This window comes from Variovorax sp. 10N432, from assembly GCF_056394465.1.
Genome location: NZ_JBFTHX010000005.1, coordinates 148,120 through 172,031, shown reverse-complemented (window position 1 = coordinate 172,031; position 23,912 = coordinate 148,120). Strand labels below are relative to the sequence as shown.

27 protein-coding genes are annotated in these 23,912 nt (G+C 69.4%); 9 read left to right on the top strand and 18 right to left on the bottom strand.

The features are described 5' to 3' along the window. Positions 1-217: 217 nt before the first annotated feature. The 5 genes from AC1DF3_RS08505 to AC1DF3_RS08485 all read right to left on the bottom strand — a co-directional run bounded on the left by AC1DF3_RS08505 (position 218) and on the right by AC1DF3_RS08485 (position 4,790). Entirely contained in the window at positions 218-952 is a 735-nt protein-coding gene (locus tag AC1DF3_RS08505) for an ABC transporter ATP-binding protein (protein ID WP_478139343.1), read from the bottom strand. Next, positions 949-1,749 carry an ABC transporter ATP-binding protein gene (locus tag AC1DF3_RS08500; protein WP_478139342.1) on the bottom strand — a complete coding sequence of 267 codons (801 nt, stop codon included), beginning with the start codon at positions 1,747-1,749 and terminating at the stop codon, positions 949-951. The genes AC1DF3_RS08505 and AC1DF3_RS08500 overlap by 4 nt, the downstream gene beginning before the upstream one ends. Continuing rightward, entirely contained in the window at positions 1,746-2,609 is an 864-nt protein-coding gene (locus AC1DF3_RS08495) for a branched-chain amino acid ABC transporter permease (RefSeq protein WP_286526378.1), read from the bottom strand. Before AC1DF3_RS08495 ends, AC1DF3_RS08500 begins: the two co-directional genes overlap by 4 nt. A 2-nt stretch (positions 2,610-2,611) precedes the next feature. Further along, positions 2,612-3,493, bottom strand: a complete 882-nt coding sequence (locus AC1DF3_RS08490) for a branched-chain amino acid ABC transporter permease (protein ID WP_286508251.1) — start codon at positions 3,491-3,493, stop codon at positions 2,612-2,614. Between the two features lie 145 nt (positions 3,494-3,638). After that, positions 3,639-4,790: an ABC transporter substrate-binding protein gene (locus AC1DF3_RS08485; protein WP_286535520.1), complete on the bottom strand. Its 1,152-nt coding sequence runs from the start codon at positions 4,788-4,790 to the stop codon at positions 3,639-3,641. A 127-nt stretch (positions 4,791-4,917) separates the two neighbouring features. Between AC1DF3_RS08485 and AC1DF3_RS08480 the strand changes: the two genes are divergently transcribed. The 5 genes from AC1DF3_RS08480 to AC1DF3_RS08460 are packed head-to-tail and all read left to right on the top strand — an operon-like array spanning position 4,918 to position 9,576. Then, positions 4,918-5,997 carry a TRAP transporter substrate-binding protein gene (locus AC1DF3_RS08480; RefSeq protein ID WP_478139341.1) on the top strand — a complete coding sequence of 360 codons (1,080 nt, stop codon included), beginning with the start codon at positions 4,918-4,920 and terminating at the stop codon, positions 5,995-5,997. Positions 5,998-6,035: 38 nt separating this feature from the next. Next, positions 6,036-7,256 (top strand): SUMF1/EgtB/PvdO family nonheme iron enzyme, encoded by a 1,221-nt coding sequence (locus tag AC1DF3_RS08475; RefSeq protein WP_286535707.1) that lies wholly within the window; start codon positions 6,036-6,038, stop codon positions 7,254-7,256. 33 nt (positions 7,257-7,289) lie between these two features. Next, positions 7,290-8,039 (top strand): ABC transporter permease, encoded by a 750-nt coding sequence (locus tag AC1DF3_RS08470; protein WP_286535522.1) that lies wholly within the window; start codon positions 7,290-7,292, stop codon positions 8,037-8,039. Next, on the top strand, positions 8,036-8,734 hold the full coding sequence (locus AC1DF3_RS08465; protein ID WP_478139340.1) for an ATP-binding cassette domain-containing protein: 699 nt from the start codon (positions 8,036-8,038) through the stop codon (positions 8,732-8,734). The genes AC1DF3_RS08470 and AC1DF3_RS08465 overlap by 4 nt, the downstream gene beginning before the upstream one ends. A gap of 2 nt (positions 8,735-8,736) precedes the next feature. Further along, positions 8,737-9,576, top strand: a complete 840-nt coding sequence (locus tag AC1DF3_RS08460; protein ID WP_478139412.1) for an ABC transporter substrate-binding protein — start codon at positions 8,737-8,739, stop codon at positions 9,574-9,576. A gap of 79 nt (positions 9,577-9,655) precedes the next feature. On the opposite strand, the gene AC1DF3_RS08455 is transcribed toward AC1DF3_RS08460, so the two are convergent. Genes AC1DF3_RS08455 through AC1DF3_RS08410 form a run of 10 tightly spaced genes read right to left on the bottom strand, consistent with a single transcriptional unit; the run spans position 9,656 to position 17,936 of the window. Continuing rightward, entirely contained in the window at positions 9,656-10,063 is a 408-nt protein-coding gene (locus AC1DF3_RS08455) for a VOC family protein (protein WP_478139339.1), read from the bottom strand. Then, entirely contained in the window at positions 10,060-10,551 is a 492-nt protein-coding gene (locus tag AC1DF3_RS08450) for a helix-turn-helix transcriptional regulator (RefSeq protein ID WP_286535526.1), read from the bottom strand. Before AC1DF3_RS08450 ends, AC1DF3_RS08455 begins: the two co-directional genes overlap by 4 nt. Before the next feature lie 55 nt (positions 10,552-10,606). Continuing rightward, positions 10,607-11,407: a ParB N-terminal domain-containing protein gene (locus AC1DF3_RS08445; protein WP_478139338.1), complete on the bottom strand. Its 801-nt coding sequence runs from the start codon at positions 11,405-11,407 to the stop codon at positions 10,607-10,609. Positions 11,408-11,467: 60 nt separating this feature from the next. Then, positions 11,468-12,619 carry an acyl-CoA dehydrogenase family protein gene (locus AC1DF3_RS08440; RefSeq protein WP_286535528.1) on the bottom strand — a complete coding sequence of 384 codons (1,152 nt, stop codon included), beginning with the start codon at positions 12,617-12,619 and terminating at the stop codon, positions 11,468-11,470. Between the two features lie 21 nt (positions 12,620-12,640). After that, on the bottom strand, positions 12,641-13,426 hold the full coding sequence (locus AC1DF3_RS08435) for an enoyl-CoA hydratase/isomerase family protein (protein ID WP_478139337.1): 786 nt from the start codon (positions 13,424-13,426) through the stop codon (positions 12,641-12,643). A 2-nt stretch (positions 13,427-13,428) separates the two neighbouring features. Beyond that, the gene (locus AC1DF3_RS08430) at positions 13,429-14,259 is read right to left on the bottom strand and encodes an SDR family NAD(P)-dependent oxidoreductase (protein WP_301805413.1); all 831 of its coding nucleotides are present in this window, start codon (positions 14,257-14,259) and stop codon (positions 13,429-13,431) included. A 19-nt stretch (positions 14,260-14,278) separates the two neighbouring features. Next, positions 14,279-14,698: a MaoC family dehydratase gene (locus tag AC1DF3_RS08425; RefSeq protein WP_301805415.1), complete on the bottom strand. Its 420-nt coding sequence runs from the start codon at positions 14,696-14,698 to the stop codon at positions 14,279-14,281. Between the two features lie 12 nt (positions 14,699-14,710). Beyond that, positions 14,711-15,151 carry a MaoC family dehydratase N-terminal domain-containing protein gene (locus AC1DF3_RS08420; RefSeq protein ID WP_286535535.1) on the bottom strand — a complete coding sequence of 147 codons (441 nt, stop codon included), beginning with the start codon at positions 15,149-15,151 and terminating at the stop codon, positions 14,711-14,713. A gap of 13 nt (positions 15,152-15,164) precedes the next feature. After that, the gene (locus AC1DF3_RS08415; protein ID WP_478139336.1) at positions 15,165-16,349 is read right to left on the bottom strand and encodes a lipid-transfer protein; all 1,185 of its coding nucleotides are present in this window, start codon (positions 16,347-16,349) and stop codon (positions 15,165-15,167) included. Between the two features lie 27 nt (positions 16,350-16,376). Then, positions 16,377-17,936 carry a long-chain-fatty-acid--CoA ligase gene (locus tag AC1DF3_RS08410; protein ID WP_478139335.1) on the bottom strand — a complete coding sequence of 520 codons (1,560 nt, stop codon included), beginning with the start codon at positions 17,934-17,936 and terminating at the stop codon, positions 16,377-16,379. 130 nt (positions 17,937-18,066) lie between these two features. Here AC1DF3_RS08410 and AC1DF3_RS08405 point away from each other — a divergent pair, with 130 nt between their 5' ends. Continuing rightward, positions 18,067-19,089 carry an AraC family transcriptional regulator gene (locus AC1DF3_RS08405; RefSeq protein WP_478139334.1) on the top strand — a complete coding sequence of 341 codons (1,023 nt, stop codon included), beginning with the start codon at positions 18,067-18,069 and terminating at the stop codon, positions 19,087-19,089. A 7-nt stretch (positions 19,090-19,096) separates the two neighbouring features. Here the strand turns inward: AC1DF3_RS08405 and AC1DF3_RS08400 are convergent, their stop codons facing one another. Continuing rightward, positions 19,097-19,564, bottom strand: a complete 468-nt coding sequence (locus AC1DF3_RS08400; RefSeq protein WP_286535539.1) for a winged helix-turn-helix transcriptional regulator — start codon at positions 19,562-19,564, stop codon at positions 19,097-19,099. Between the two features lie 129 nt (positions 19,565-19,693). On the opposite strand from AC1DF3_RS08400, the gene AC1DF3_RS08395 reads away from it, so the two are divergent. The 3 genes from AC1DF3_RS08395 to AC1DF3_RS08385 all read left to right on the top strand — a co-directional run bounded on the left by AC1DF3_RS08395 (position 19,694) and on the right by AC1DF3_RS08385 (position 22,321). After that, complete coding sequence (locus AC1DF3_RS08395; protein ID WP_286535541.1) at positions 19,694-21,004, top strand: D-amino acid dehydrogenase; 1,311 nt, start codon at positions 19,694-19,696, stop codon at positions 21,002-21,004. Between the two features lie 112 nt (positions 21,005-21,116). Then, entirely contained in the window at positions 21,117-21,494 is a 378-nt protein-coding gene (locus AC1DF3_RS08390; RefSeq protein WP_301805428.1) for a nuclear transport factor 2 family protein, read from the top strand. A 41-nt stretch (positions 21,495-21,535) separates the two neighbouring features. After that, the gene (locus tag AC1DF3_RS08385; RefSeq protein ID WP_478139333.1) at positions 21,536-22,321 is read left to right on the top strand and encodes a TOBE domain-containing protein; all 786 of its coding nucleotides are present in this window, start codon (positions 21,536-21,538) and stop codon (positions 22,319-22,321) included. Positions 22,322-22,328: 7 nt separating this feature from the next. Here AC1DF3_RS08385 and AC1DF3_RS08380 read toward each other — a convergent pair whose 3' ends face one another. Then, positions 22,329-22,655 carry a thioredoxin family protein gene (locus AC1DF3_RS08380; protein WP_478139332.1) on the bottom strand — a complete coding sequence of 109 codons (327 nt, stop codon included), beginning with the start codon at positions 22,653-22,655 and terminating at the stop codon, positions 22,329-22,331. Positions 22,656-22,707: 52 nt separating this feature from the next. Further along, entirely contained in the window at positions 22,708-23,877 is a 1,170-nt protein-coding gene (locus tag AC1DF3_RS08375; RefSeq protein WP_286535546.1) for an ABC transporter substrate-binding protein, read from the bottom strand. Between the last annotated feature and the right edge of the window lie 35 nt (positions 23,878-23,912).

Below are 23,912 nucleotides of genomic sequence, written 5' to 3'. Positions count from 1 at the left end.
TTCGCATCTGCAGCCGAGGCGGCTGCCATGAGGAGGGGATGTTTTGGAAGCTTCGACACTTTGGTCGATCACTCGCGGCCCGCTCCTGAAGCCACTCTATTCAGACTCGATCGAGTTGGAAACAGATTCTTCGTCGGTGAAAGTACTGTCAATCGAAGTACCGTGCGTGAAATTGTGTCGAAATTCACGCGATGCCGTGGCTCGGTAGTGACGGGGCTCAACCCCCCAGGTACGCGTCCTGCACCTTCGGATTCCCCAGCAGCTCGCGCCCGTCGCCTTCCAGCACGATCTTCCCGGTCTCGATCACATACGCGCGGTCGGCGATCTTCAGCGCCTGCCGCACGTTCTGCTCGACCAGGAATACCGTCRGGCCCGCCTTGTTGATCTCGCGCAGCGTCCGGAAGATGTCCTGCACGATGATCGGCGCCAGGCCCATCGAGGGTTCGTCGAGCAGCAGCACGCGGGGCTTGGCCATCAGCGCGCGGCCGATCGCCAGCATCTGCTGCTCGCCGCCCGAGAGGTTGCCGGCCAGGCCGTCCGAGCGTTCCTTGAGCCGCGGGAACAGTGTGTAGATGTGGTCGAGGTCGTCGGCACGCTGGGCGCGGCTGTCGCGCCGCGTGTAGCCGCCGAGCTCGAGGTTCTCGCGCACGCTCAGCGTGGTCAGCGTCGCCCGGCCCTCGGCCACCTGGACCATGCCGGAGGCCACGATCTTGTGCGGCGAGAGCGACGTCAGGTCCTGGCCGCCCAGCAGCACCCGTCCGGCGGCCTTCTTGACCAGCCCCGACAGGGCCAGCAGCGTGGTCGACTTGCCGGCGCCGTTGGCGCCGACCAGGGTCGTGATCTGGCCTTCGTGCAGTTCGAAGTCGATGCCCTTGACGGCCTCGATGTGGCCGTAGGAGACCTTCAGGCCCTCGACCTTGAGCAGGGGAGAAGAAGAGGAAGAAGCGCTCATGCCGTGGCTCCCTCGTTGCTCGCTTCGTCTTCCTCGCGGCCCAGGTAGGCCTCGATCACCTGCGGGTCGTTGCGGATCTGGTCCGGGCCGCCGCGCGCGATGATGCGGCCGAAGTTCAGCACGGCGATGTGCTCGCACAGGCCCATCACGAAACGCATGTCGTGTTCGATCATGAAAATGGTGTAGCCGCGACCGCTGATGTTGCGGATCTCGTGCATCAGGTCGGTCTTTTCGCTGCTGTTCATGCCGGCCACCGGCTCGTCGAGCAGCAGCAGCTTCGGCTCGGTCGCCAGCGCGCGTGCCAGTTCGAGCTTGCGCTGGTCGCCGTAGGACAGGTTGTCGGCCGCGTCATCGGCCTTGTGGTCGAGCTTGACCCACGAGAGCAGTTCGCGCGCACGGTCGCGCGCGCGCCGCTCCTCGCTGCGGAACAGGCCCGACGAGGCCAGCAGGCCGAGCCCGCCGTAGCGCAGCTTGGCGTGCATGCCGACCATCACGTTCTCGAGCAGCGACATCTCCTTGAAGATGCGGATGTTCTGGAAGGTGCGCGCGATGCCGCCGCGCGTGATCTCGTGCGGCTTGACGCCGGCCAGGTCCCGGCCTTCGAAGCGGATCGTGCCGCCGGTGGTCGGCAGCAGGCCGGTGGTCAGGTTGAAGACGGTGGTCTTGCCGGCGCCGTTGGGTCCGATCAGCCCGAAGATGCCGCCCTGCGGCACTTCGAGGTTGACGTCCTGCAGCACCTTGAGGCCGCCGAAGTGGCGCGATACGCCGTCGAGATGGAGAAGAGGAGTCGTGCTCATGCCGCAGCTCCCTTGCGTCCGAACCACTGGCGGAACCGCGCCGGGTCCCAGATGCCCTTGGGCAGGAACAGCACGATCAGCACCAGGATCACGCCGTTGACCACCAGCCGGAAGTCGCCGAAGGCGCGCAGCGCCTCGGGCAGGATGGTGAGGATCACGCCGCCGAGCACCGGGCCGGTGAGGCCGTTGATGCCGCCGAGCACGGTCATGGTGAGGATGTCGACGCCGCGGTCGAAGCCGAATTCGTTCGGGCCGATGAAGAAGGTCTGGTGCGCGTTGAGCACGCCGGCCAGGCCGGCGATGGCGCCGCCGAGCACGAAGGCCAGCATCTTGTGGGCCTGGACGTCGATGCCCATCAGGCCGGCGGCGGTTTCGTCCTCCTTGATGGCCTCGAAGGCGCGGCCGACCTTGGAGCGGCGCAGCCGCCAGAGGCCCAGCAGCACCAGCACCAGCGCCAGCGCCACGTGCCACCACTGGGTGATGGGCGGGATGCCGTTCAGGCCCAGCGCGCCGCCGGTCAGCGATTCGGCGTTGAGCACCACGATGCGGACCACCTCGCCGAAGGCCAGCGTGGCCATCGCCAGGTAGACGCCGGAGAGCCGGAGCGTCGGCTTGCCGATCACGAAGGCGGTCAGCGCCGGCGCCGCCATGCCGGCCGCGATGGCGACGGGGAACGGCACGCCGTAGGTCATCGTGAGGATCGCCGAGGTGTAGGCGCCGATGCCCATGAAGGCGGCGTTGGCCATCGCCAGCATGCCGCACGAGAGGGTGAGCCAGATCGACAGCGCCAGCAGGGCGTTGGTGCCCAGCGTGAGCACCAGGTTGCTGTAGACCGACCAGAAGTTGTTGAGGGCGTCCATGCTCAGACCTTGCGTTCCTGCATGGAGCCGAACAGGCCCTTGGGCCGCACCAGCAGCACCAGGAACAGCAGGCCGAAGGCGACCGCGTCGCGCATCGTCGAGCCGATGTAGGCCACCGACAGCACCTCGGCGAAGCCGAGGAACAGGCCGCCGAGCATCGCCCCGCGGATGTCGCCCATGCCGCCCAGGATGATCACCGCGATGCCCTTGTGCAGCATCGGCTGGCCCATCAGCGGGAACACGGCGTTGGAATAGAGGCCGATCAGCACCCCGGCCAGGCCGCCGAGCGCGGCGGCCGCGAACGAGGTCAGGAAGAACAGGCCTTCGACATTGATGCCGAGCAGGTAGGCGGCCTTGGGCGATTCGGCGATCGCGCGCAGGGCGCGGCCGAGCTGGGTGCGCTTGAGCGCGACCATCAGCACCCCCATCAGCACGAAGGACAGCAGGATGATGCCGAGTTCGAGCGCTGTCAGGTGGATGCCCGCGAGGTCCAGAGATTCGCCCGACACCACGCCGGCCGGGAAGCGCACGTTCTCGGCACCGAAGATGCCCTGGATGCCGTTGTTGAGGATGATCGCGACGCCGATGGTGGCGATCATCGGGATCAGGTGGGGGGCGTTGCGCGCGCGCAGCGGCCGCAGCACCAGGAAGTCGATCAGCAGGCCGAGCAGGCCGCAGAACACGAAAGCGAACAGCAGTCCGGCCCACAGCGGCAGGTCGAAGCGCGCCATGGCCTGCACCGCGGCATAGGCACCGACCATGAAGACCGCGCCGTGCGAGAGGTTGATGACGCCGAGCACGCCGAAGATGAGCGTGAAGCCGAGCGCGAAGAGCGCATAGACGCATCCCAGAGAGAGTGCGTTGACGAGTTGCTGTTCAAGCATGGAAGTTCCGTTCCGGAAAGAGCGGGCCGGCCAAAGCCGGTCCCGCTGTTCGTGAAACACCGAAGAACCGGCTTTGCCGGGCTTCAGGTGTTGCCCCGGTAGGGGGTGGGCGGCTACACGAAGTGAGCCAACCTGGGGGCGAGCGCTATTTAGCGATTACGAATTCAGCGCCCTTGGTCACGCTGACGATGGGGGTCTGCTGGGCGTCGTAGCCGGCCGGCTTGCCAGCCTTGTCGGTGGCGCGGCGGAACTGGAAGGCGCCGGTGGCACCGGTCCACTTGGCGTTCGGCAGCGCGTCGCGCACGGCGGCACGGTCGGCGGTCAGGTTGCCGCTGATCTTGACGCCCTTGAGCGCCTGCGCCGCGATGTACATGGCGTCGTAGGCCTGGGCCGCGAACTGGTCGGGCGCGGTCTTGTACTTCTCGTTGTAGGCCTTGATGAACTTGGTGTTCTCGGGCGTCGCGTTGCTGGCCGACCAGGGGCTGCCGACATAGAGGTTGTCGGAGTTGCCCTTGGCGAGCTCGAACACCTTGACCGAGTTCATGCCGTTGCCGCCGATGATCGGCACGTTCAGGCCGAGCTGGCGGGCCTGCACCATGATCGGCGCGCCTTCGGCGAGCAGGGCCGACAGCACGATCGCATCGGCGCCGCTGGCCTTGATCTTGGTCAGCTGGGCCTTGAAGTCGACGTCGCCCTTGGCGAAGGTCTCGGTCGTGGTGACCGGGATCTTCAGGTCGTCGAGCGCCTTCTTGAAGTTGTCGTAGCCGCTCTTGGTGAAGACGTCGTCGTTGCCATAGAGCACGGCGACTTTCTTGATGCCGGCGTTCTTGACCGCGGTCTTGATGGTCTCGGGCAGCACGTCGGCTTCGGTCACCGAGTTGCGGAACACATGGTCGCCGATCGAGGTGATGCCGTCGGCGGTGTTCGAGGTGCCGAAGGCCACGGTCTTGGCGGCCTGGGCGATCGGGTCGGCGGCCTGGGCCGAGTTCGACAGCGTCGGGCCGAAGACCATCAGCACCTGGTCCTGGAAGATCAGCTTCTTGAAGACGTTGATCGCTTCTTCCTTCTTGCCCTGCTCGTCGGCGACGACCAGCTCGATCTTGTTGCCGTTGATGCCGCCGGCGGCGTTGATCTCGGCGGCTGCGAGCTCGAAGCCGTTGCGGATCGCCACGCCATACTGCGCGGCACCGCCCGACAAGGCTTCGGCCACGCCGATCTTCAGGTCGGCGGCCTGGGCGGCGAAGGCGGCGAAGGTCGCCAGTGCGAGCAGCGAGGTCTTGAACGGAAGTTGTCTCATTTGGGAAGATCTTTCGGGAAAGGGAAGAACGGGGGCGGCCATTTTATAAGCTGCTTACAGGCCCCGCGTTCAGTGATTCCTACAATCGCGCGTCCCCGCCTTGGGGGCTTTCCAGGAGTTCCGATCGATGCAACGTCGTTTTCTGATCCAGCGTGCCGGCCTGGCCGGGGTGCTCGCTGCCGGCGTGGCGCCGGCCGTGCATGCGCAGGCGCTGACGCGCTGGCGGCTGGCATCGAGCTTCGCCAAGTCCCACGACCTGCTGTTCGGCGCCGCCGAGTCCTTCGCCAGGAAGGTCGGCGAGATGAGCGGCGGGCGCTTCCAGGTCGAGGTCCATGCCGCCGGTGAACTGATGTCGGCGCGGGACGTGCTCGACGGCGTGCAGCGCGGCGCGATCGAGGCCTGCCACACCTCGGGCGCCTTGTTCGTCGACCACAACGAGGCCTTCGCCTTCGGCGCCGCGATCCCCTTCGGCATGAACGCGCGCCAACTGAACGCCTGGATGACCGAAGGCAATGGCCTCAGGCTCAGCCGCGAGTTCCACGCCGGCTTCGGCGCGGTCGGCTTTCCGTGCGGCAGCGCGGGGGCCCAGCGGCTCGGCTGGTTCGCCCGCGAACTGCGCGGCGCGAACGACTTCAAGGGCCTGAAGGTCCGCTTCGATGGCCTGGCCGGACGGGTGATCGCTCGCCTGGGCGGGGTGGTGCAGGGCCCGGCGTCGGGCAGCGACCTGCGCGAGGCCTTCTCCAAGGGCCTGGGCGCGGCCGAGGGCCTGAGCCCCTACGACGACCAGAAGCTCGGGCTGCCCAAGGTCGCGCGCTTCTGCCATACACCGGGCTGGTGGGCCGGCGCGATGCAGCTCGACCTGCTGGTCAACCAGAAGGCCTTCGATGCGCTGACGCCCGACTACAAGGCGATCCTGCAGTCCGCCAGCGCCACGGTTCACGCCGAGCTGATCGGCCGCTACGACGCCCGGAACCCGGCGGCGCTGCGGGAACTGGCCGGCGCGGGGGCGCAGATCAAGCCCTTCCCCCGGCCGCTGCTCGACGCCGCCTTCAAGGCGTCGATGGACCTGTGCCACGCCCTCGATCGCAGCAACCCGGCCTGGAAAAAGCTCCACGGCGACTACCGTGCCTTCCAGCAGGGCCAGCTGTTCGCGGACCGTTTCACCGAGGCGCCGTTCGACGCCTACCTGCAGGGCGCCAAGCTGTGAGCCCGGCCGGCACCTCGCCGTCGATCGACTCCCCCGACATGCGCCGGGCCGGCAGGGAACTGCTCTCGCTGGCATTGATCGATGCCCGCAACCACACGCTGCACCTGCTGTCGCTCTACGAGCAGGCGCTGGGCGGCGAGACGCTCGCGGTGCCGCGCGTCGCGGGCATCGACCCGCCGGTCTGGCTGGCCGGCCACATCGGCTGGTTCGCCGAATGGTGGATCGGCCGCAACACGCAGCGCGCCTTCGGTGAAGAGTGCCCGGTGCGTCCCACGCGGCTGGCGGCGATCGAGCCCGACGCCGACGACTGGTGGAACCCGGCCCAGCGCGCGCCCGCGGATCGGGATGCGCCCGGGCTGCCCGACCTGGCCCAGACCAAGGCCTATCTGCTCGACACGCTCGAAAGCACGCTCGAGCTGCTCGAGCATGCGGCCGAGACCGACGCCGGCCTCTACTTCTATCGGCTCGCGCTGTTCCATGAGGACCTGCGCGGCGAGCAATTGCTGGTCATGGCGCAGACCTTGGGCCTGCCGTTGAAGGTCGAGCTGCCGCCGGCCGCGGTGACGCGGCCGCCGCTCTCGCTGCCTGCCACGCCGTGGGAGCTCGGCCTGGCGGAGGGTGGCTTTGCCTTTGCACAGGACCGCGGCATCGAGCGCGTCGACGTGCCCGAGTTCGAGATCGATGCCCAGCCCGTGACCTGGAGCCAATACGTCGAATTCGTCGACGACGGCGGCTACGACCGGCCCGAGCTGTGGCGCACCGAAGGCCTCGCATGGCTGGCGCGGCAGACCGAAGGCCGGCGCGGGCCGCGCCATGTGGAGCAGATCGGTGCGGCCCGCCATGGCACCGGCGGCTCGGTGCTGCAGCAGCAGTTCGGCCGCACGGTGCGTGCCGCCGGCAACCGCAGCGCCGTCCATGTCGCCTGGTGGGAGGCCGATGCCTGGGCCCGCTGGGCCGGCCGGCGCCTTGCGACCGAGGTCGAATGGGAAATCGCCGCCCACACGGCGGCCCGGCGCGGCTTCCGCTGGGCCGACGTCCACGAATGGACCGCCGGGACGCTGCACCCCTGGCCGGGCTTTCGCGCCGATCCTTGGAGCCAGGGCGGCGAGTTCGATCCCCAGCCCGCCTTCGGCCAGGCCCGCGTGCTGCGCGGCGCCTCGTTCGCCACCCGGGCGCGGCTGCGCTCGCCGAAGCGCCGCGGCTTCGCGCTGCCCGAGCGCGACGACGGCTTCTTCGGCTTCAGGACCTGCGCGCTCTGAGCGCGCTCCTGCGCTTCGCCTCCCACGCCCCGCATGAACACCTTCGTCGACAGCGCCGCTGCCGCCTGGCAATTGGTCGTTGCCGCCGATCCGCTGCTGTGGGCCATCGTCGGGCGCTCGCTGGCGGTCAGCGCGACGGCTTGCCTGCTGGCCTGCGGCTTCGGCCTGCTGCTCGGTGCCTGGCTGGCGGTGGCGCGCTTCCCCGGGCGCGGCCTGCTGCTGACACTGCTGAACACGCTGCTGGCGCTGCCTTCGGTGGTGGTGGGCCTGGTGATCTACCTGCTGCTCTCGCGCTCCGGCCCGCTCGGCTTCCTGGGCTGGCTGTTCTCGTTCAAGGCCATGGTGCTGGCGCAGACCATCCTGGTGCTGCCGGTGGTCACGGCACTGACGCGGCAGGCGATCGAGGACGCCGACCGCGCCCATGGCGAGCAGCTGCGCTCGCTCGGCGCCCGCAGCCTCGCGCGCGGCCTGCTGCTGGCGGCCGACGAGCGCTATGCGCTGGTCACGGTGGTGATCACCGCCTTCGGCCGCGCTGTGTCGGAGGTCGGCGCCGTGATGATCGTCGGCGGCAACATCGACGGCTTCACGCGCGTGATGACCACCGCCATCGCGCTCGAGACCAGCAAGGGCGACCTGCCGCTGGCGCTGGCCCTCGGGCTGGTGCTGCTGGCGGTGGTGCTGGCGCTGAACCTGGCGATCGCGGCGCTGCGCGCCTGGCGCGAGCGGGTCGACGGCGGGGCGGCCGATGCGATGCGCGTGCGGGCGCTGGAGGTCGGGCCATGACGGCCGGGGCGCCGCTGTTCAGCCTGCGCGGGATCGTGCTGCGCTTCGGCATGGTGCAGGCCCTGACCGGCGTCGACCTGGAGATCCGGGCGGGCGAACGGGTGGCGCTGATCGGTGCCAACGGCAGCGGCAAGAGCAGCCTGCTGAGGCTGCTGCACGGCTTGCTGCCGCACGCGGGCGGCGCCTTCGAGAGCCATGTGCCGCCGATGTCGCAGGCCATGCTGTTCCAGCGGCCGCACATGCTTCGCGCCAGCGTCCGCAACAACGTCGCGCTGGCACTCTGGCTGAAGGGTTCGCGCTGGCGCGATGCGCAGCGCGAGGCCATCGTCGCGCTCGACAGGGTCGGGCTGGCCGAGCTCGCGGGGCGCAATGCCCGCACGCTGTCGGGCGGCCAGCAGCAGCGCATGGCGCTGGCGCGCGCCTGGGCGCTGCATCCCGAGGTGCTGCTGCTCGACGAGCCGACCGCCAGCCTCGACCCCACCGCCAAGCGCGATGTCGAGGCGCTGATCGCAGATGCGGCGCAGGGCCGCACGCTGGTCTTTGCCAGCCATAACCTCGGACAGGTCAAGCGGCTCGCGAGCCGCGTCGTCTATCTCGAGCACGGCCGGAAGGTGGCCGACCTGCCGGTCCATGATTTCTTCCACGGGCCGCTGCCCGAGGAAGCCCGTCTGTTTGTCAAAGGAGAACTGGTGTGAAGCTGTTCAATCTGTCCAAGGCCCTGGTGCGCGCCTTCGGGGCCGCCACGCTGGCGGCGGGTGCGCTGGCGGCGCCGGCCGAGACCCTCACGATGGCGTCGACCACCTCGACCGAGCAGTCGGGCCTGTTCTCGCACCTGCTACCGGCCTTCAAGCAGTCCAGCGGGATCGACATCAAGGTGGTTGCGGTCGGTACCGGCCAGGCGATCGACATGGCCAGGCGCGGCGATGCCGACGTGCTGTTCGTGCACGACACCGCCGCCGAGGAAAAGTTCGTCGCCGAAGGTTTCGCGGTCCAGCGCTTTCCAGTCATGTACAACGACTTCGTGCTGGTCGGACCGAAGGCCGATCCGGCCGGCGTCAAGGGCCAGGACATCGTGGCCGCGCTGAAGAAGATCGCGTCGGTCAATGCGCCGTTGGTCTCGCGCGGCGACAAGAGCGGCACCGACGCCGCCGAACGCCGCCTGTGGACGCAGACCGGCATCGGCGAGGCCGGCCAGCCGCTGCCGAACGACAAGAAGGGCACGGGCTACAAGGAGTGCGGCTGCGGCATGGGGCCGGCGCTCAACATCGCAGCCTCGAGCGGCGCCTATGTGCTGGCCGATCGCGGCACCTGGCTCAGCTTCAAGAACCGCGCCGACCTGGCGGTGCTGGTGGAAGGCGACAAGCGGCTGTTCAACCAGTACGGCGTGATGGTGGTGAGCCCGGCCAAGTTCCCGAATCTCAACAGCGCGGGGGCCCAGAAGTTCGTCGACTGGGTGATCTCGCCGGCCGGGCAGTCGACCATCGCGGCCTACAAGATCGGCGGCGAGCAACTCTTCTTTCCCAACGCCACGCGATAGGATGAAACACCCTGGAAGCGCCCTACGGCCGTTTCATGTGTCGTGGGTCACGTGATCGCTTGGAGCAAGCGCGCGCGCCTCAATCGCGCCGCTGGATGAGCTTCCACCCGTTGCCCGACGGGTCGCGAAACCCGGCGTCCACCGTGCCATAGCGATCCACCGGCTCCTGCGTGAACTCGACCCCCTGGGCGAGCATCCGGCCGTAGGCGGCGCGGCAGTCGTCGACGGTCAGCACGAGCGGCGGCATGGCGCCCTTGGCAACGATCTCGCGCACCGTCTGCGCCGTGGCCGCATCGAGCGCCGGCGGCCCGGGAATGAACAGGCCGAGCTGGAACGACGGCTGGTCCGGGTGCTGCACCGTGAGCCAGCGATAGTTGCCGTTTCCCACGTTCGTGTGGACGCGGAATCCGAGCTTCTCCGTATAGAAGGCGAGTGCTTCGTCTTGATCGCGCACGTACAAACCGACCACTTCGATGCCTTGATTCATGGAATCTCCTGTTGTTCGGGCCCGTTTGTACCGTCCATGGCCCGACGCCGCTTCTCCGAAACTGCGGTCTTGAGGTCGGGCCGGCGCGCGGCGCTGACGACGCAAGCCGGCACGCGTCCGAGTTCCTGCGCCGTCGCCTTCCCGCGCGCGCGGATCGCACCCGGGCTGTCGCCGGTGATGTCGCGGAAGGTGCGCCCGAACGTACCCAGGCTGGTCCAGCCAGTGGAAAAGGCGATGTCGGTGATGGACAGATCGGTTTCACGCAGCAGCGTCATCGCCCGCTCGATGCGCCGCGTGAGCAGGTAGCGGTGCGGCGGGATGCCGAAGGCCTGCTTGAACGATCGCGCGAAGTGGGCCATGGAGACGCCGCTCACCTGCGCCAGCCGCGCCACGGACCATGCCTCGTGCGACGCGGCGTCCAGCCGGTCCTTCGCTCGCAGCAATCGCCGCAGCAGGGCGGGGTCCTGGGTGGCCGAGGGGATGCTCATGGGACCGTGGGAGACAGCGACGCCATCGTTCTCGCGGGCGAGGACGCTGCGCGCGTCAGGCTTCGGCCGCCAGCAGCGCGTGCAGCGAGGCCACCTGGCGGCGCAGGTCCGCGTTCTCGGCCGTCAGTTCGGCGACCCGCTGCGTGAGGCGCTGAACCTCGTCGGGTTCATCCGAGGCTTCGGCCTTCGCAGGCTCCGGGCGTGCCGGGCGCTTCGCCTCGCGCACCCGCTTGGCGGCCTGCTTGAGCTCGTCCTTGCCGCCGTTGGCCGCGGCGATCTGCTCTTCGGCCGGCAGGGACGCCACGGCCGCCGCCGCATTGATCGAGATCGTGCCGGACTTGACCGCGGCCACCAGCTCGGGCGCCGCCTGCTTCTGGATCTTCTCGATCATCACGACCTGGCTGCTGCTCAGGCGCGCGGCCTTGGCGATGGCCTCGCGGCTGTTGAGCGGCGCCGCCGGCGGCAGCGCTGGATCGGCATCGAAGGGCGGGTCGTCGGCGTCATCCGCGGGCGCCGCGGCGGCCCGGGCCTTCTGGCCGGCCACGATGTCCTTCTTGCGCAGCGCGAGCACGCCGCGCAGGAAGTCCGATACGCTGCGCCGGCCCAGGTGCTGGTCGATCATCCACAGGTGCACGTCCTCGATGGACTTGAAGCGCGTGTTCTGCACCGTCTGGAACGGCAGCCCGTGCTTCTGGCAGATGCCGTAGCGGTTGTGGCCGTCGACCAGCACGTCGCCCCACAGCACCAGCGCATCGCGGCAGCCCTCGGTGAGGATGCTGCGCTCCAGGGATTCGTATTCGTCCGGGGTCAACGGGTCGATATAGGATTTCAGTTCTTCGTTGACGACGATGTTCATGGAGCGCGATGCGGACGGGGGACAAGGGGCGGGATTCTAGCGAGCCCCTGCCCGCACCCTTCAGGCGCCGAGTTTTCGCGCGATCAGGTCCTTCATGATTTCGCTGGTGCCGCCGTAGATGCGCTGGATGCGGGCGTCGGCGTACATGCGGGCGATCGGGTACTCGGTCATGTAGCCATAGCCGCCGAACAGCTGCAGGCATTCGTCGGTGACCTTGCCTTGCTGCTCGGTGCACCACAACTTGGCCATGTACGCCGCCTCGGGCTCGAGCTGGCCGTCGAGCAGGCGCTGGATGCAGTCGTTGACGAAGCTGCGCACCACATGCGCGAGGGTCGCGCACTCGGCCAGCTTGAAGCGGGTGTTCTGGAAATCGAACACGCTCTGGCCGAAGGCCTTGCGCTGCTGCGTGTAGGCCAGCGTGAGCTCGACCGCGCGTTCGATCACCGCGGCCGCCGGCACGCACAGCAGCAGGCGTTCGTAGGGCAGCTGGCTCATCAGCTGCACGAAGCCTTCGCCTTCTTTTTCGCCCAGCAGGTGGTCGGCAGGCACGCGCACGCCGTCGAAGAACAGCTCGGCCGTGTCGGATGCGTGCTGGCCCAGCTTCTCCAGCCTTCGGCCGACCCTGAATCCCGGCAGGTCGTCGGTCTCGAGCACCACCAGCGAGACGCCGCGGCTGCCGGCGTCGCCGGTGCGCACGGCCACCACCAGCAGGCTGGCGGTGAAGCCGTTGGTGATGAAGGTCTTGGCGCCGTCGATCAGGTAGGCATCGCCGTCGCGCCGGGCGCGCGTGCGCAAGGCCTTCAGGTCGGAGCCGCAGCCGGGCTCGGTCAGCGCGATGCCGGCCAGCAGCTCGCCGCTGGCGAGCCGCGGCAGCCAGCGCTGCTTCTGGGCCTGGGTGCCGTAGTCGAGGATGTAGTGCGCCGCGAGGTTGTGGACCGCGGTGTTGGCCGGCACCTCGGCCTTGGCGAGTTCGTCCTGCACCACCAGCTGATAGGCCAGCGAAACGCCAGCGCCGCCGTGGGCTTCGTCCAGTTCGGGCAGCAGGAATCCCAGCTCGCCGAACGGGCGCCAGACCTCGCGCGGGATGTAGCCCTGGCGGCGCCAGCCGTCCAGATGGGGCGCCAGTTCGGCCGCGATGTAGCGGCGCACGGGGGCGCGGAAGGCTTCGATGTCGTCGTCCATCCAGCGATGGCGCAGCAGTGTGGGGAGCATGGATCGGGTTCGTCAGTGACGTCAGCCCGCGCGGGCCAGGAAGCGCGCGCAGGCATCGTTGAAGAAGGGGCCGGCGACGTGCCGGCGCTGCGCCGTGCGCTCGCAGGCGAGCTGCTGTTCGAGGCTGTGGGCGGGGGCCGCGTCGATCAGCCGGCGCGTGTCGCGCAGCGCGGCCGCCGACGCGCGGCGCAGCCGCCGCGCCAGGGCCTGGGCTTCGGCCTGCAGTTCGGCATCGGCGATGCAGCGCCAGACCAGGCCCCATTGCTCGGCTTGCGCGGCGTCGATCCGCTCCCCGAGCAGCGCGATGCCCAGGGCGCGGCTGCGCCCGAGCAGGCGCGACAGCAGCCAGGTGGCGCCGAGGTCCGGCACGGCGCCGAGCTGTGGCACCTGCGGCACCAGGAAGTACGCCGAACGCGCAGCCAGCACGAGGTCGGCCGCCAGCGCGATGCCGACCGCACCGCCGACGCAGGGTCCGTTGACCGCCGCGACCACCGGCACCGGGCATTCGGCGATGGCTTGCGTGAGCGGGTTGCCGACGTCTTCCATGTAGCGGCCGATCTCGGCCTGCGCGTGCAGTCCGCCGCCGGCCAGAACCTCGCCGAACCAGCCGATGTCGCCGCCGGCCGAGAAGGCGCGGCCGGCGCCGGTCAGCACGATCGCGCGCGTGCGCTCGTCGGCGACGGCGGCACGCAGCGCCTGCGCGAGTTCGACCATCAATGGCGGCGAGAGCGCGTTGAGCGCCTCGGCGCGGTCGAGCGTGAGAGTGGTCACGCCGTCGTGGAGGGCACTGCGTACGAGGGCGGTCATCCCTAGATCCCGGTCAGCCCGCCGCTGCACATCAGCGTCTGGCCGCTCACGTAGTCCGACTCTGGAATGCACAGCAGGTACACCGCGCCGGCCGCCTCGTCGGGCGTGCCGCCGCGGCCGAGCGGGATGCTGCGCTCCATCGCGGCCATGAGGTCGGGGTTGACGCCGACCTTGATGTCGCGGCCGTCGATGCGGGCGGTGCCGCCATCGGCGGCGCTGCCTGTGAGCCGGGTCTTGATGAAACCGTAGGCCACGCAGTTGACCGTGACGTTCATGCGGCCCCATTCCTTGGCCAGCGTCTGTGTCAGGCCGACGATGCCGGCCTTGGCGGTCGAATAGTTGGCCTGGCCCGCATTGCCGAACAGGCCGGCCACCGACGAGATGTTGACCACCTTGCGCATCACGCGCTGGCCGGCTTCGCCTTCGGCCTTGGCGAGCGCCCGGATCACCGGCTGCGCCGCGCGCAGGATGCGGAACGGCGCCGTCAGGTGGCAGTCGAGCATCGCGTACCACTGCTCGTCCGTCATCTTCTGGATCACGTTGTCCCAGGTGTAGCCGGCGTTGTTGACGATGATGTCCAGGCCCTTGTATTCGTTCACCGCGGTGGCGACGAAGCGCTCGGCGAAATCCGGCGCCGTGACGTTGCCGATGCAGGCGACCGCCTGGCCGCCGGCCTCGCGGATGGCCTGCACGGCTTCCTGGGCCGGCTCCGCGTCGAGGTCGTTGACGACGATGCGCGCGCCTTCGCTGGCCAGCTTCAGCGCGATCGAGCGCCCGATGCCGCGGCCCGAGCCGGTGATGAGGGCGACCTTGCCTTCGAGTTTGCTTGTCATGCTTTTCCTTCTTTGGGTTTCAGGGCAGCGCGACCAGCGCCTCGCCGACGATCTTGGTCTGGCCGAACTGGTTGGCGCTCAGCAGCTCGATGCGCACGCAGCGCTCGCCGGCCTGCTCGAGCTTCTCGACCACGGTGCCGCTGCAGCGCATCGCGTTGCCCAGGTGGGTGATGCCCTGGAAGCGGGCGTCGAAGCGGCGCAGCCGGCTCTGCGGCGCCCAGGCGGTGAGCAGGCGGCCGAGCCAGGCCATGCCCAGCATGCCTTGCGCGAAGACGTCGGGCATGCCGGCGCGGCGCGCCACGTCGATGTCGATGTGGATCGGGTTGTGATCGCCCGAGGCGCCGGCGAACAGGGCCAGCGTGGTGCGGTCGACCGGGGGCGGCTGCAGCGGCGGCAAGGCGTCGCCGACCTGCACGCTGTCGAAGGTGGGAGGGTTCATTCGGACATGCTCCTAGTGGCGGCAGACGATGACGGTGCGCAGTTCGGCGACCAGCTCGCCGTGCTGGTTGGTGGCGCGCGCGGTCTTGACGACGAACTCGAGCGCGCCGTTCTTCTTGTCGTAGATGTCGCTGATCGTGCTGCGCACGGTCACGGTGTCGCCGGCGCAGGCCGCCACATGAAAGCTGAAGCCCTGCTCGCCGTGCAGCAGCTTGGCGATCGGGATCTGCAGGTCGGCGAGCAACTGCTCGGAGGCGCCCGAGTCGAGCTCGGCCGCGAACAGGAAGGTCGGCGGTGCCGGCAGGTCGGGGTAGCCGGCATCGCGCGCCGCGGCGACGTCGGTGTAGACCGGATCGGTCTCGCCGATCGCCTTGGCGAAGAACTGCAGCCGGCTGCGCTCGATCGGCAACACCGATGCGGGCAGTTCGTGGCCGATCCATTTCTTGTCGATCATGGGCGCTCCTTTTTCAGACGCGTTCGTAGAGGGTCACGACACAGGCGCCGCCGAGCCCGAGGTTGTGCTGCAGCGCCAGCCGGGCGCCTTCGACCTGCCGCTGTTCGGCCGTGCCGCGCAGCTGGTGGGTGAGCTCGTAGCACTGGGCCAGGCCGGTGGCGCCCAGCGGATGCCCCTTGCTCAGCAATCCGCCCGAGGGGTTGGTGACCACCTTGCCGCCGTAGCTGTTGTCGCCGTCGCAGATGAACTGCTCGGCGCCGCCGGGCCCGCACAGGCCGAGCGCCTCGTAGCTGATCAGTTCGTTCTGCGCGAAGCAGTCGTGCAGCTCGACGACGTCGAGCTCGTCCGGCCCGATGCCCGCGGCCTCGTAGACCTGCCGTGCCGCCGCCTGCGCCATGCCGAAGCCGACCACCTCGCGCATGTCGCGGGCCTCGAAGGTGGCGGGGCGGTCGGTGGTCATGGCCTGCGCCTTGATGCGCACACTGCGCTGGATGCCGTGCCGCTCGGCGAAGGCCTTCGAGCAGATGACGGCCGCGGCCGCGCCGCAGGTCGGCGGGCAGGCCATCAGGCGGGTCATCACGCCGGGCCACATCACGGGCGCATTCATGACCTCTTCCTCGGTCACCACCTTGCGAAGCATGGCCAGCGGGTTGTTGGCCGCATGGCGGCTGGCCTTGGCGCGCACCTTCGCGAAGGTCGACAGCTGCGTGCCGTACTGCTGCATGTGGGCGAGGCCGGCGCCGCCGAAGTAGCGCAGCGCCAGCGGGATCTCGTCGTGCCCGACGAGATCAGCGCAGGCCTGGTCGAAGCGCTCGAAGGGGCTCGGCCGATCGTTGAAGACCGCGCCGAGCGCGCCCGGGCGCATCTGCTCGAAGCCGAGCGCCAGCACGCAATCGGCAGCGCCGCTGGCCACCGCCTGGCGCGCCAGGAACAGCGCGGTCGAGCCGGTCGAGCAGTTGTTGTTGACGTTGACGATCGGAATGCCGCTCAGCCCGACCTCGTACAGCGCGTGCTGTCCGGCGGTGGAGTCGCCATAGACATAGCCGACGTAGGCCTGCTGCACCTGCTCGTAGCCGATGCCGGCGTCGGCGAGCGCCTGCCGGGTGGCCTGGGCCGCCATCTGCGGATAGGCCTCGCCGGCCCCGGGCTTGGTGAAGGGGATCATGCCGACCCCGGCGACGTAGACGTCCTGTGTCATGAAAGGCTCCTTGGTGTGGGTATGGGTTCAGGCCACGGCGCGCTCGCGGCCCTGCCAGAAGGGTTCGCGCAGCCGGGTCTTGAGCACCTTGCCGGCGCCCGACAGCGGCAGCGCATCGACGAAGTCGACGCTGCGCGGGCACTTGTAGCCCGCGATCAGGGACTTGCAGTGGGCGATCAGCGCGGCCTGTCCGACCGCTTGTTCGGGCCGCCGCACCACCACCGCATGCACGCTCTCGCCCCACTCGTCGCTCGGGATCGCGATCACCGCGCAGGCCAGCACCGCGGGATGCTGCGCCAGGGCGTTCTCGACCTCGGCCGAATAGACGTTCTCGCCGCCCGTGATGATCATGTCCTTGAGCCGGTCGGCGATGAAGATGAAGCCGTCGTCGTCCATCCAGGCGCCATCGCCGGTGTGCATCCAGCCGTCGCGCAGCGCCGCCGCGGTGAGCCCCGGCTGGTTCCAGTAGCCCTGCATCACGTTGGGCCCGCGCACGATGACTTCGCCGACCGTGCCGCGCGGCACCTCGACGCCCTGCGGGTCGACGATGCGGACCTCGGTGCAATGGCTGGCCCGGCCCGCCGAGCGCAGCTTGCCGAGGTGGCGGGCCTCGCGGGTGTGGTACCAGGGTGGATTGAGGGTCGCTAGCGGCGACAGTTCGGTCATGCCGTAGGCCTGCGCGAACTCGACGCCGGGCAGGGCGTTCATGGCGCGTTCGAGCACCGCCTCGGCGATCGTCGAGGCACCGTACGCGATGGCGCGCAGCGAACTCAGGTCGCGCGGCTTCTTCATCGCCGGGTGGTCGACAAGCATCTGGATCATGGTCGGCACCAGCAGCGCGTGCGTGACCCGGTCGCGCTCGATGACGTCGAGCACCTGCTCCGGGTTGAAGACCGGGATGATCGAATGCGTGTTGCCCTCGATCCAGTGCGGCATCGCCAGTCCCATGTCGGCCAGGTGGAACATCGGCGCGCAATGCAGGTAGGTGCCGTCGGGCCCGGCCAGGCCCTCGGCGCGCAGCGCCATGCCCGAGCTGCACATGTTGGTGTGGCTCAGCATCACGCCCTTGGGAAAGCCGGTGGTGCCGCCGGTGTAGAAGATGCCGGCCAGGTCTTCGCCGCGGCGCAGCGCGTCGGGCACCGGCACGGCCTCGGCCAGCAGGGCCTCGTAGCCGTGCATGCCGGCGGGCGCCTCGCCGTCGCCGCAGAACACGACCTCGCGCAAGCTGGTGGCCTCGCGCCTGAACGGCTCGACCAGCGGGGCGAAACTCGCATCGACCAGCAGGATGGTCGAGCCCGAGTCGTTCAGCGAATAGAGGATCTCTGCCGCCGACCAGCGGATGTTGCAGGGGTTGAGCACGCCGCCGCCCCAGGGCACGGCCATCTGGTATTCGAGGTAGCGGTCGGAGTTGAGCGACAGCATCGCGACCCGGTCGCCGCGCTGCATGCCGAGCGTCTGCAGGGCCGCTGCCAGGCGCGCCACCCGGTCGATAAGTTCGCCAAAGCTGCGTTGGCGGTCGCCGAAGCGCAGCGCCACGCGATCCGGATGCTGCTGCGCCGCGCGGTGCAGTGCTTGGGTGAGGTACATGCCTTTGTCTCCTTCCGACCCCGGGATTCCGTGGCCTTGTTCTGGGTGGGCTCATGGTAGAAACCGCCGGCCATGCGGACGATTGCGTTTCGCATCGATCCGATGGCAAAAGACCTCAAACCTCGCCCTCATGAGCCATCGATCGATGCTGCGTCCTCCGGTCACGATCTCGATCGCGTTCGTCAAGGGCATGGTGTCCGGCATCCAGGCGCGCGGCTGCTGCTGCGACGACCTGCTGGCCGAGGCCGGCATTCCGCCCGGGCTGCTGCAGGAACCCGGTGCGCGCGTCACGGCCGACCAGTACGTGGCGCTGTTCGGGCTCCTGATCGAGCGCTTCGACGACGAATGCCTGGGCTTCCTGTCGCGGCCCGTCAGGCGGGGCAGCCTGGCCCTCATGACCCGCGCCGCGATCGACGCGCCGACGCTCGAAGCCGCGACCCGCCGCGTCGCCCACGTGTTTCGCCTGCTGCAGGACGACCTGCTGCTGGAACCGGTGCGCGACGGCGCTCTGGCGGGCGTGGCGCTGCGCGTGGTGGATCCGTCGCAGGCGCGCCCGGCCTTCCTGCACGAACTGATGCTGCGCGTCATCTGGCGTCTGCTGGCCTGGCTGGCGGGCGGGCAGCTGCCGGCGGTGCGCTTCGATTTCGCGTTCCAGAGTCCGGCCTACGCCAGCAGCTACGGCAAGGTGTTTCCGGCGCCGCTGCACTTCGGCTGCGCGCAGTCGGCGTTCTGGTTCGACGCCGCGCAGCTGAAGAAGCCGGTGCGCCGCGACGAGGCCGCGATGCGGGCCTTCCTGGCCGACGCGCGGGCCCAGGTGATCGTGCCGCGGCGCGGCGACGACCTGTGCAGCGCGCGCGTGCGCGGCCACCTGCAGCACACCCAGCCGGCATGGCCCGACCTCGCGGCCACCGCCGAGGCGCTGCACATGTCGACCTCGACCCTGCAGCGGCGGCTGGCCAGCGAAGGCACCTCGTTCCAGTCGCTCAAGGACGAACTGCGCCGCGACACCGCGATCGTTCGCCTGATCTCGGGCACGGTGCCGCTCGCGACCTTGGCCTTCGAACTGGGCTTTGCCGACAGCGCGGCGTTCCAGCGCGCCTTCAAGGTGTGGACCGGCAGCGCGCCCGGCGCCTACCGCCGCGGCGGCCCTTGATGTCGAATCAGCGGTCCATCGGCAGGTAGAGGCTTTCCTTGATCTCCTCCATCACCACGTAGCTGTTCGACTCGGCCGGCACCGGCAGCTTCTTCAGCAGGTCGCCGAGCAGGTTGCGGTAGTCGCTCATGGCGCGCAGGCGGGCCTTGACGAGATAGTCGAAGCCGCCCGACACCAGGTGGCATTCCATCACCTCGGGCACGTGCAGGAGCTCCTGGCGGACCTTGTCGAAGACATCGGCCGACTTCGACGACAACGTGATCTCGACGAACACCAGCAAGGTCTTGCCGAGTGCCTGCGGGTCGATGCGCGCGTGGTAGCCGCTGATGACGCCCTCGCGCTCCATGCGTCGCACCCGCTCGGAGCATGGCGAGGTCGACAGGCCGATCTGCTCGGCCAGGTCGGTCATCGAGATGCGTCCCTGGCGCTGCAGGATGTCGAGGATTTTCCGGTCGGTGCGGTCGAGGTCGGTCATTTCACTCCTTGGAGCCCTCTGGCAGGCTTGGAACAGCTGAAAACACTGCAACGCGGCTGAATTTCAGTGGAGTTTACCGACGATCAATTCATAACATTGACTCCTTTCCTGCTTTCTTGGAGTTCTGCGATGAAAGTGATCGTTCTGGGCGGTGGCGTGATCGGCGTCACCACCGCGTACTACCTGGCGCGCAATGGCGCCGAGGTGACCCTGATCGATCGCCAGGGCGGCCCGGCGCAGGAAACCAGCTTCGCCAATGCCGGCCAGGTGTCGCCCGGCTACTCGACGCCCTGGGCGGCGCCGGGCATCCCGCTGAAGGCCCTGAAGTGGATGTTCCAGAAGCACGCGCCGCTGTCGATCCGCCCCGACGGCTCGCTGTTCCAGCTGCGCTGGATGGCGCAGATGCTCAGGAACTGCTCGCCCGATCGCTATGCGCTCAACAAGGAACGCATGATGCGCGTCGCCGAGTACAGCCGCGACTGCCTGCGCGCGCTGCGCGCCGAGACCGGCATCCGCTACGAGCAGCGCACCCAGGGCACGCTCCAGCTGTTTCGCACCCAGGCGCAGCTCGACGCGGTGCAGCGCGACCTGGCCGTGCTCGAAGAATGCGGCGTGCCCTACACGCTGCTCGACCGCAGCCGCCTGGCGAGCGTCGAACCGGCCCTGGCGCGCACCGGCGACCTGCTCTCCGGCGGCCTGCACCTGCCGAACGACGAGACCGGCGACTGCAACCTGTTCACCCAGGGCCTGGCGGCGATCGCCCGCGGGCTGGGCGTCGACTTCCGCTTCGACCAGCCGGTCGACGGCCTGGTCACGGAAGGCGGCCGGATCACCGGCGTGCGCCTGGGCGGCGCGGCGAGCGAAGTGCTCACCGCCGATCGCTACGTGCTGGCCTTCGGCAGCTATTCGCGCGACTTCATCGCGCCGCTGGGGCTCGACATCCCGGTCTATCCTGTCAAGGGCTATTCGCTGACGGTGCCGCTGGTCGAGCCCTCGCTGGCGCCCCAGTCCACGGTGCTCGACGAGACCTACAAGGTGGCGGTCACGCGCTTCGACGACCGCATCCGGGTCGGCGGCATGGCCGAACTCGGCGGCTTCGACCTGCGCCTGAACCCGCGCCGGCGCGAGACCCTGGAGCGCGTCATCACCGACCTGTTCCCCTGCGGCGACCTGCCGCGCGCCAGCTTCTGGACCGGCCTGAGGCCGATGACGCCCGACAGCACGCCGATCGTCGGCCCGACCCGCTACGGCAACCTGTTCCTCAACACCGGGCACGGCACGCTGGGCTGGACCATGGCCTGCGGTTCCGGCAAGCTGGTGGCCGACCAGGTGACGGGGCGGCGTCCGGAGATTCGCACCGACGGGCTGTCGGTCGATCGCTACCTGCCGGTCGCGCCGGGACGTGGCAGCGCGGGCCGACCGCAAGGCGTGCCGGCCTGAGAACCTGCTCGCAATGGGTCCATGACCTCCGGGGTCATCGACCCGCGGAGGCCGCACGGCGACCATTCGTTCACCCCGCGCTGTTGCGGGTCGTGAATCGAAAGGAAACGCCATGAACACCGCCACCATCGATGCCACCCGCGTGGCCGAGCACTACATCGCCGTCTGGAACGAGACCGATGCCGAGCGCCGCCTGAGGCTGCTCGAAACCCACTGGACCGAGGACGCGCGCTATGTCGATCCGCTGGCGCAGGCCAGCGGCCGCACGCAGATCAGCGCGCTCGTCGGCGGCGTGCAGCAGCGCTTTCCCGGCTTTCGCTTCGCCCTCAAGGGCCAGCCCGACGCGCACGGCGACCGGCTGCGCTTCTCGTGGACCCTGGGCCCCAGCGGCGCCGAGGACCTGATCGAGGGGACCGACTTCGCGCAGCTCGAAGCCGGCCGGCTGCAGTCGGTCACGGGTTTCCTGGACAAGGTGCCGGTCGGGGCCTGATCCGGGGCAGGGCGCGTGCGCGCCGTCGGCACAATGCCGCCATGGCGAAAGCACAAGCAACCGCATCCCCCCGCTTCGGCGACGCGCTCGGCCACGGCATGAGCGACAAGCGCATCGACATCCTTCGCGGCATCGGGCGCACCGGCAGCATCTCGCAGGCCGCGCGCGACGCCGGCGTCAGCTACAAGGCCGCCTGGCAGGCGGTCGCGACCTTGACCAACCTGGCCGGCGTGCCCCTGGTGGCGAGTGCGGTCGGTGGTGCCGGCGGCGGCGGCGCCACGCTGACGGCGCACGGTACGCAGCTGCTCGAGCTCGCACAGGCGCTGGAGGTGGCGCGGCGCGCGGTGCAGACGCACGCCGAAGCGGCGGGCGGCTCGGCCGCCGGCGCCGGCAACGCGGTGGCGCGGCTCGCGATCCGCACCAGCATGCGCAACCAGCTGCCGGCCACCGTCGAGGCGATCGAGTCGACCGGCCGGCTGGTGCGGGTGCGCCTGGCGCTGGGCGGGAGCCAGCGCCTTGCCGCCCGCATCACGCAGGAGAGCGCGGAACTGCTCGGCCTGGCCGAGGGCATGCAGGCGATCGCGCTGTGCAAGGCAACCGCCGTTCGGGTCGAGCGAGCCTCTGCCGAGCGCCGACCCAGGGGCAATCAGCTGGCCGGCGTGGTCGCCGGCGTGGCGCGTGGCGAGGACGGCGACGAGATCTCGGTGACGCTGGAAGGCGGCCTGCAGCTGGTGGGCTTCGCGCCCAGCGGCACGGCGCTGCGCGGGCGCCAGCGCGTGCTGGCGATGGTCGAGGAGGCGGCGGTGGTGGTGGCGCTGCCCGGCTGACCTGGGCTCAGGCCACCGTGCCGAGCCGGCCGAGTTCCTGTCGGATCAGCTCCGCGCTGGCAGGGCGCACCAGCCGGCCGACCTCCCGGCCGTCGCGCATGAAGACCAGCGTCGGCCACAGCTTGACCTTGAACGAACGGCCCAGCGCGCGGCCGCTGCCGTCTTCGATCTTGAGGTGGCGCAGCGCGGGCGCCGCGGCCAGCGCTTCGGCCAGCAGCGGCTGCGCCGCCTTGCAGAAGCCGCACCAGTCGGTGCCGAACTCGACCAGGGTGGGGCCGGGCAGTGCGTCGACCTCTGCGCGCGAAGGCGCGACCGTTGAATAGCTCGAAATCATCCGGCGATTCTGCGCGAGCCGCGCGAAACCCGCTCGCGGCCGGCGCCCCCGTTCAGCTGATCAAACGGCCGTTCGAGCTGATCACCGCGACATCCACGAACTGGTTGCCTTCGCGGTTGCCGCGGCCGTAGTTGATCTTCACGCCGCCCAGGTCGTAGCCCTCGATGTGCTCCAGCGCGGCGATCACGCCGGCGCGCGTCGGCGACGGACCGGCGCGGCGCAGGCCCTCGGCCAGCACGCAGGCGTCCATGTAGCCCTCCAGGCTCGGCAGCGAGAACTCCTTGACGCCGTTGGCTAGCATGTCGGCCTGGTAGCGCCGCACGATCTCGAACTTGGTCGCGAAGGGCGAGGGCACGACGATCGCGAAGCCCAGGCCATGGGCCAGGTCGCCCATCGCGCCGAGCGCGCTGGCCGTGATCGACAGGCCGTAGGCGCTGCTCTTGCCGCCGGCCTTGCGCAGCGCGCGAACGAAGGCCGGCGCGGTGCCGGCCAGGCCGATGATGACGATCTGCGGCTCGGCCGCTGCGATCTTGGCGGCGGCTGCGTCGACCTCCATGCTGGTGGTGCTCGGCGTGCTGGCGATCACCGCCGGCTCGAGCTTGGCCTTGGCGAGCGCGGCCTTGAAACCCGCCAGCAGCGACTGGCCGAGCGGGTCTTCCGAATAGACGATGCCGATGCGCGACTGTCCCAGCACGGCGGCGGTGGCGATCAGCCGGTCGAGTTCCTGGTCGTAGTTGGCGCGCACCCAGAAGGTGTTGGGTGCTGCCTTCTTGCGCAGCGAGACGGTGCCGGTGTTCGGGCCGACCACCGCCATGCCGGGCACGGCATCGCTGATCTCGGCGGTCTGCCGCGTGCCCAGCGGGTGCACCATGGCCAGCACCGAGCTGTCGGCGGCGAAGGCCAGGGCGTTGGCTTTGGCGATGTCGGGCTTGAACTGGTCATCGGCCATCACCAGCTCGACCTTGGTGCCATTGATGCCGCCGGCGCGGTTCAGGCCGTTGAAGTAGGCCGACGATCCCACGAAGAGGGCGATGCCGTTGGCCTTCTCGACGCTGCTGTTGTCGAACGAAGCACCGATGCGGATGGTCCGGGCCTGGGCGAACGCGGGCAGTCCGAAGCCGGCTGCGGCAGCAAGGCCGGCGGCGCCGGCGATGCGGGTGATGACTTGGCGCCGATTGGGTTTCGACGGCAGGGAAAAGCTATTGGCCTCGGGCTCACGCATGGTCAACGTCCAATCAGGCCGCCGGGTTCGGCGCG

Coding starts and splice junctions, on each gene's coding strand:
- AC1DF3_RS08395 (WP_286535541.1), top strand. CDS start 19,694: ATGAAAGTGATCGTTCTGGGCGGTGGCGTGATCGGCGTCACCACCGCG.
- AC1DF3_RS08415 (WP_478139336.1), bottom strand. CDS start 16,349: ATGACACAGGACGTCTACGTCGCCGGGGTCGGCATGATCCCCTTCACC.
- AC1DF3_RS08420 (WP_286535535.1), bottom strand. CDS start 15,151: ATGATCGACAAGAAATGGATCGGCCACGAACTGCCCGCATCGGTGTTG.
- AC1DF3_RS08405 (WP_478139334.1), top strand. CDS start 18,067: ATGAGCCATCGATCGATGCTGCGTCCTCCGGTCACGATCTCGATCGCG.
- AC1DF3_RS08465 (WP_478139340.1), top strand. CDS start 8,036: ATGACGGCCGGGGCGCCGCTGTTCAGCCTGCGCGGGATCGTGCTGCGC.
- AC1DF3_RS08495 (WP_286526378.1), bottom strand. CDS start 2,609: ATGGACGCCCTCAACAACTTCTGGTCGGTCTACAGCAACCTGGTGCTC.
- AC1DF3_RS08375 (WP_286535546.1), bottom strand. CDS start 23,877: ATGCGTGAGCCCGAGGCCAATAGCTTTTCCCTGCCGTCGAAACCCAAT.
- AC1DF3_RS08430 (WP_301805413.1), bottom strand. CDS start 14,259: ATGACAAGCAAACTCGAAGGCAAGGTCGCCCTCATCACCGGCTCGGGC.
- AC1DF3_RS08440 (WP_286535528.1), bottom strand. CDS start 12,619: ATGCTCCCCACACTGCTGCGCCATCGCTGGATGGACGACGACATCGAA.
- AC1DF3_RS08410 (WP_478139335.1), bottom strand. CDS start 17,936: ATGTACCTCACCCAAGCACTGCACCGCGCGGCGCAGCAGCATCCGGAT.
- AC1DF3_RS08425 (WP_301805415.1), bottom strand. CDS start 14,698: ATGAACCCTCCCACCTTCGACAGCGTGCAGGTCGGCGACGCCTTGCCG.
- AC1DF3_RS08500 (WP_478139342.1), bottom strand. CDS start 1,749: ATGAGCACGACTCCTCTTCTCCATCTCGACGGCGTATCGCGCCACTTC.
- AC1DF3_RS08480 (WP_478139341.1), top strand. CDS start 4,918: ATGCAACGTCGTTTTCTGATCCAGCGTGCCGGCCTGGCCGGGGTGCTC.
- AC1DF3_RS08450 (WP_286535526.1), bottom strand. CDS start 10,551: ATGAGCATCCCCTCGGCCACCCAGGACCCCGCCCTGCTGCGGCGATTG.
- AC1DF3_RS08490 (WP_286508251.1), bottom strand. CDS start 3,493: ATGCTTGAACAGCAACTCGTCAACGCACTCTCTCTGGGATGCGTCTAT.
- AC1DF3_RS08455 (WP_478139339.1), bottom strand. CDS start 10,063: ATGAATCAAGGCATCGAAGTGGTCGGTTTGTACGTGCGCGATCAAGAC.
- AC1DF3_RS08385 (WP_478139333.1), top strand. CDS start 21,536: ATGGCGAAAGCACAAGCAACCGCATCCCCCCGCTTCGGCGACGCGCTC.
- AC1DF3_RS08390 (WP_301805428.1), top strand. CDS start 21,117: ATGAACACCGCCACCATCGATGCCACCCGCGTGGCCGAGCACTACATC.
- AC1DF3_RS08380 (WP_478139332.1), bottom strand. CDS start 22,655: ATGATTTCGAGCTATTCAACGGTCGCGCCTTCGCGCGCAGAGGTCGAC.
- AC1DF3_RS08475 (WP_286535707.1), top strand. CDS start 6,036: ATGCGCCGGGCCGGCAGGGAACTGCTCTCGCTGGCATTGATCGATGCC.
- AC1DF3_RS08470 (WP_286535522.1), top strand. CDS start 7,290: ATGAACACCTTCGTCGACAGCGCCGCTGCCGCCTGGCAATTGGTCGTT.
- AC1DF3_RS08445 (WP_478139338.1), bottom strand. CDS start 11,407: ATGAACATCGTCGTCAACGAAGAACTGAAATCCTATATCGACCCGTTG.
- AC1DF3_RS08435 (WP_478139337.1), bottom strand. CDS start 13,426: ATGACCGCCCTCGTACGCAGTGCCCTCCACGACGGCGTGACCACTCTC.
- AC1DF3_RS08485 (WP_286535520.1), bottom strand. CDS start 4,790: ATGAGACAACTTCCGTTCAAGACCTCGCTGCTCGCACTGGCGACCTTC.
- AC1DF3_RS08400 (WP_286535539.1), bottom strand. CDS start 19,564: ATGACCGACCTCGACCGCACCGACCGGAAAATCCTCGACATCCTGCAG.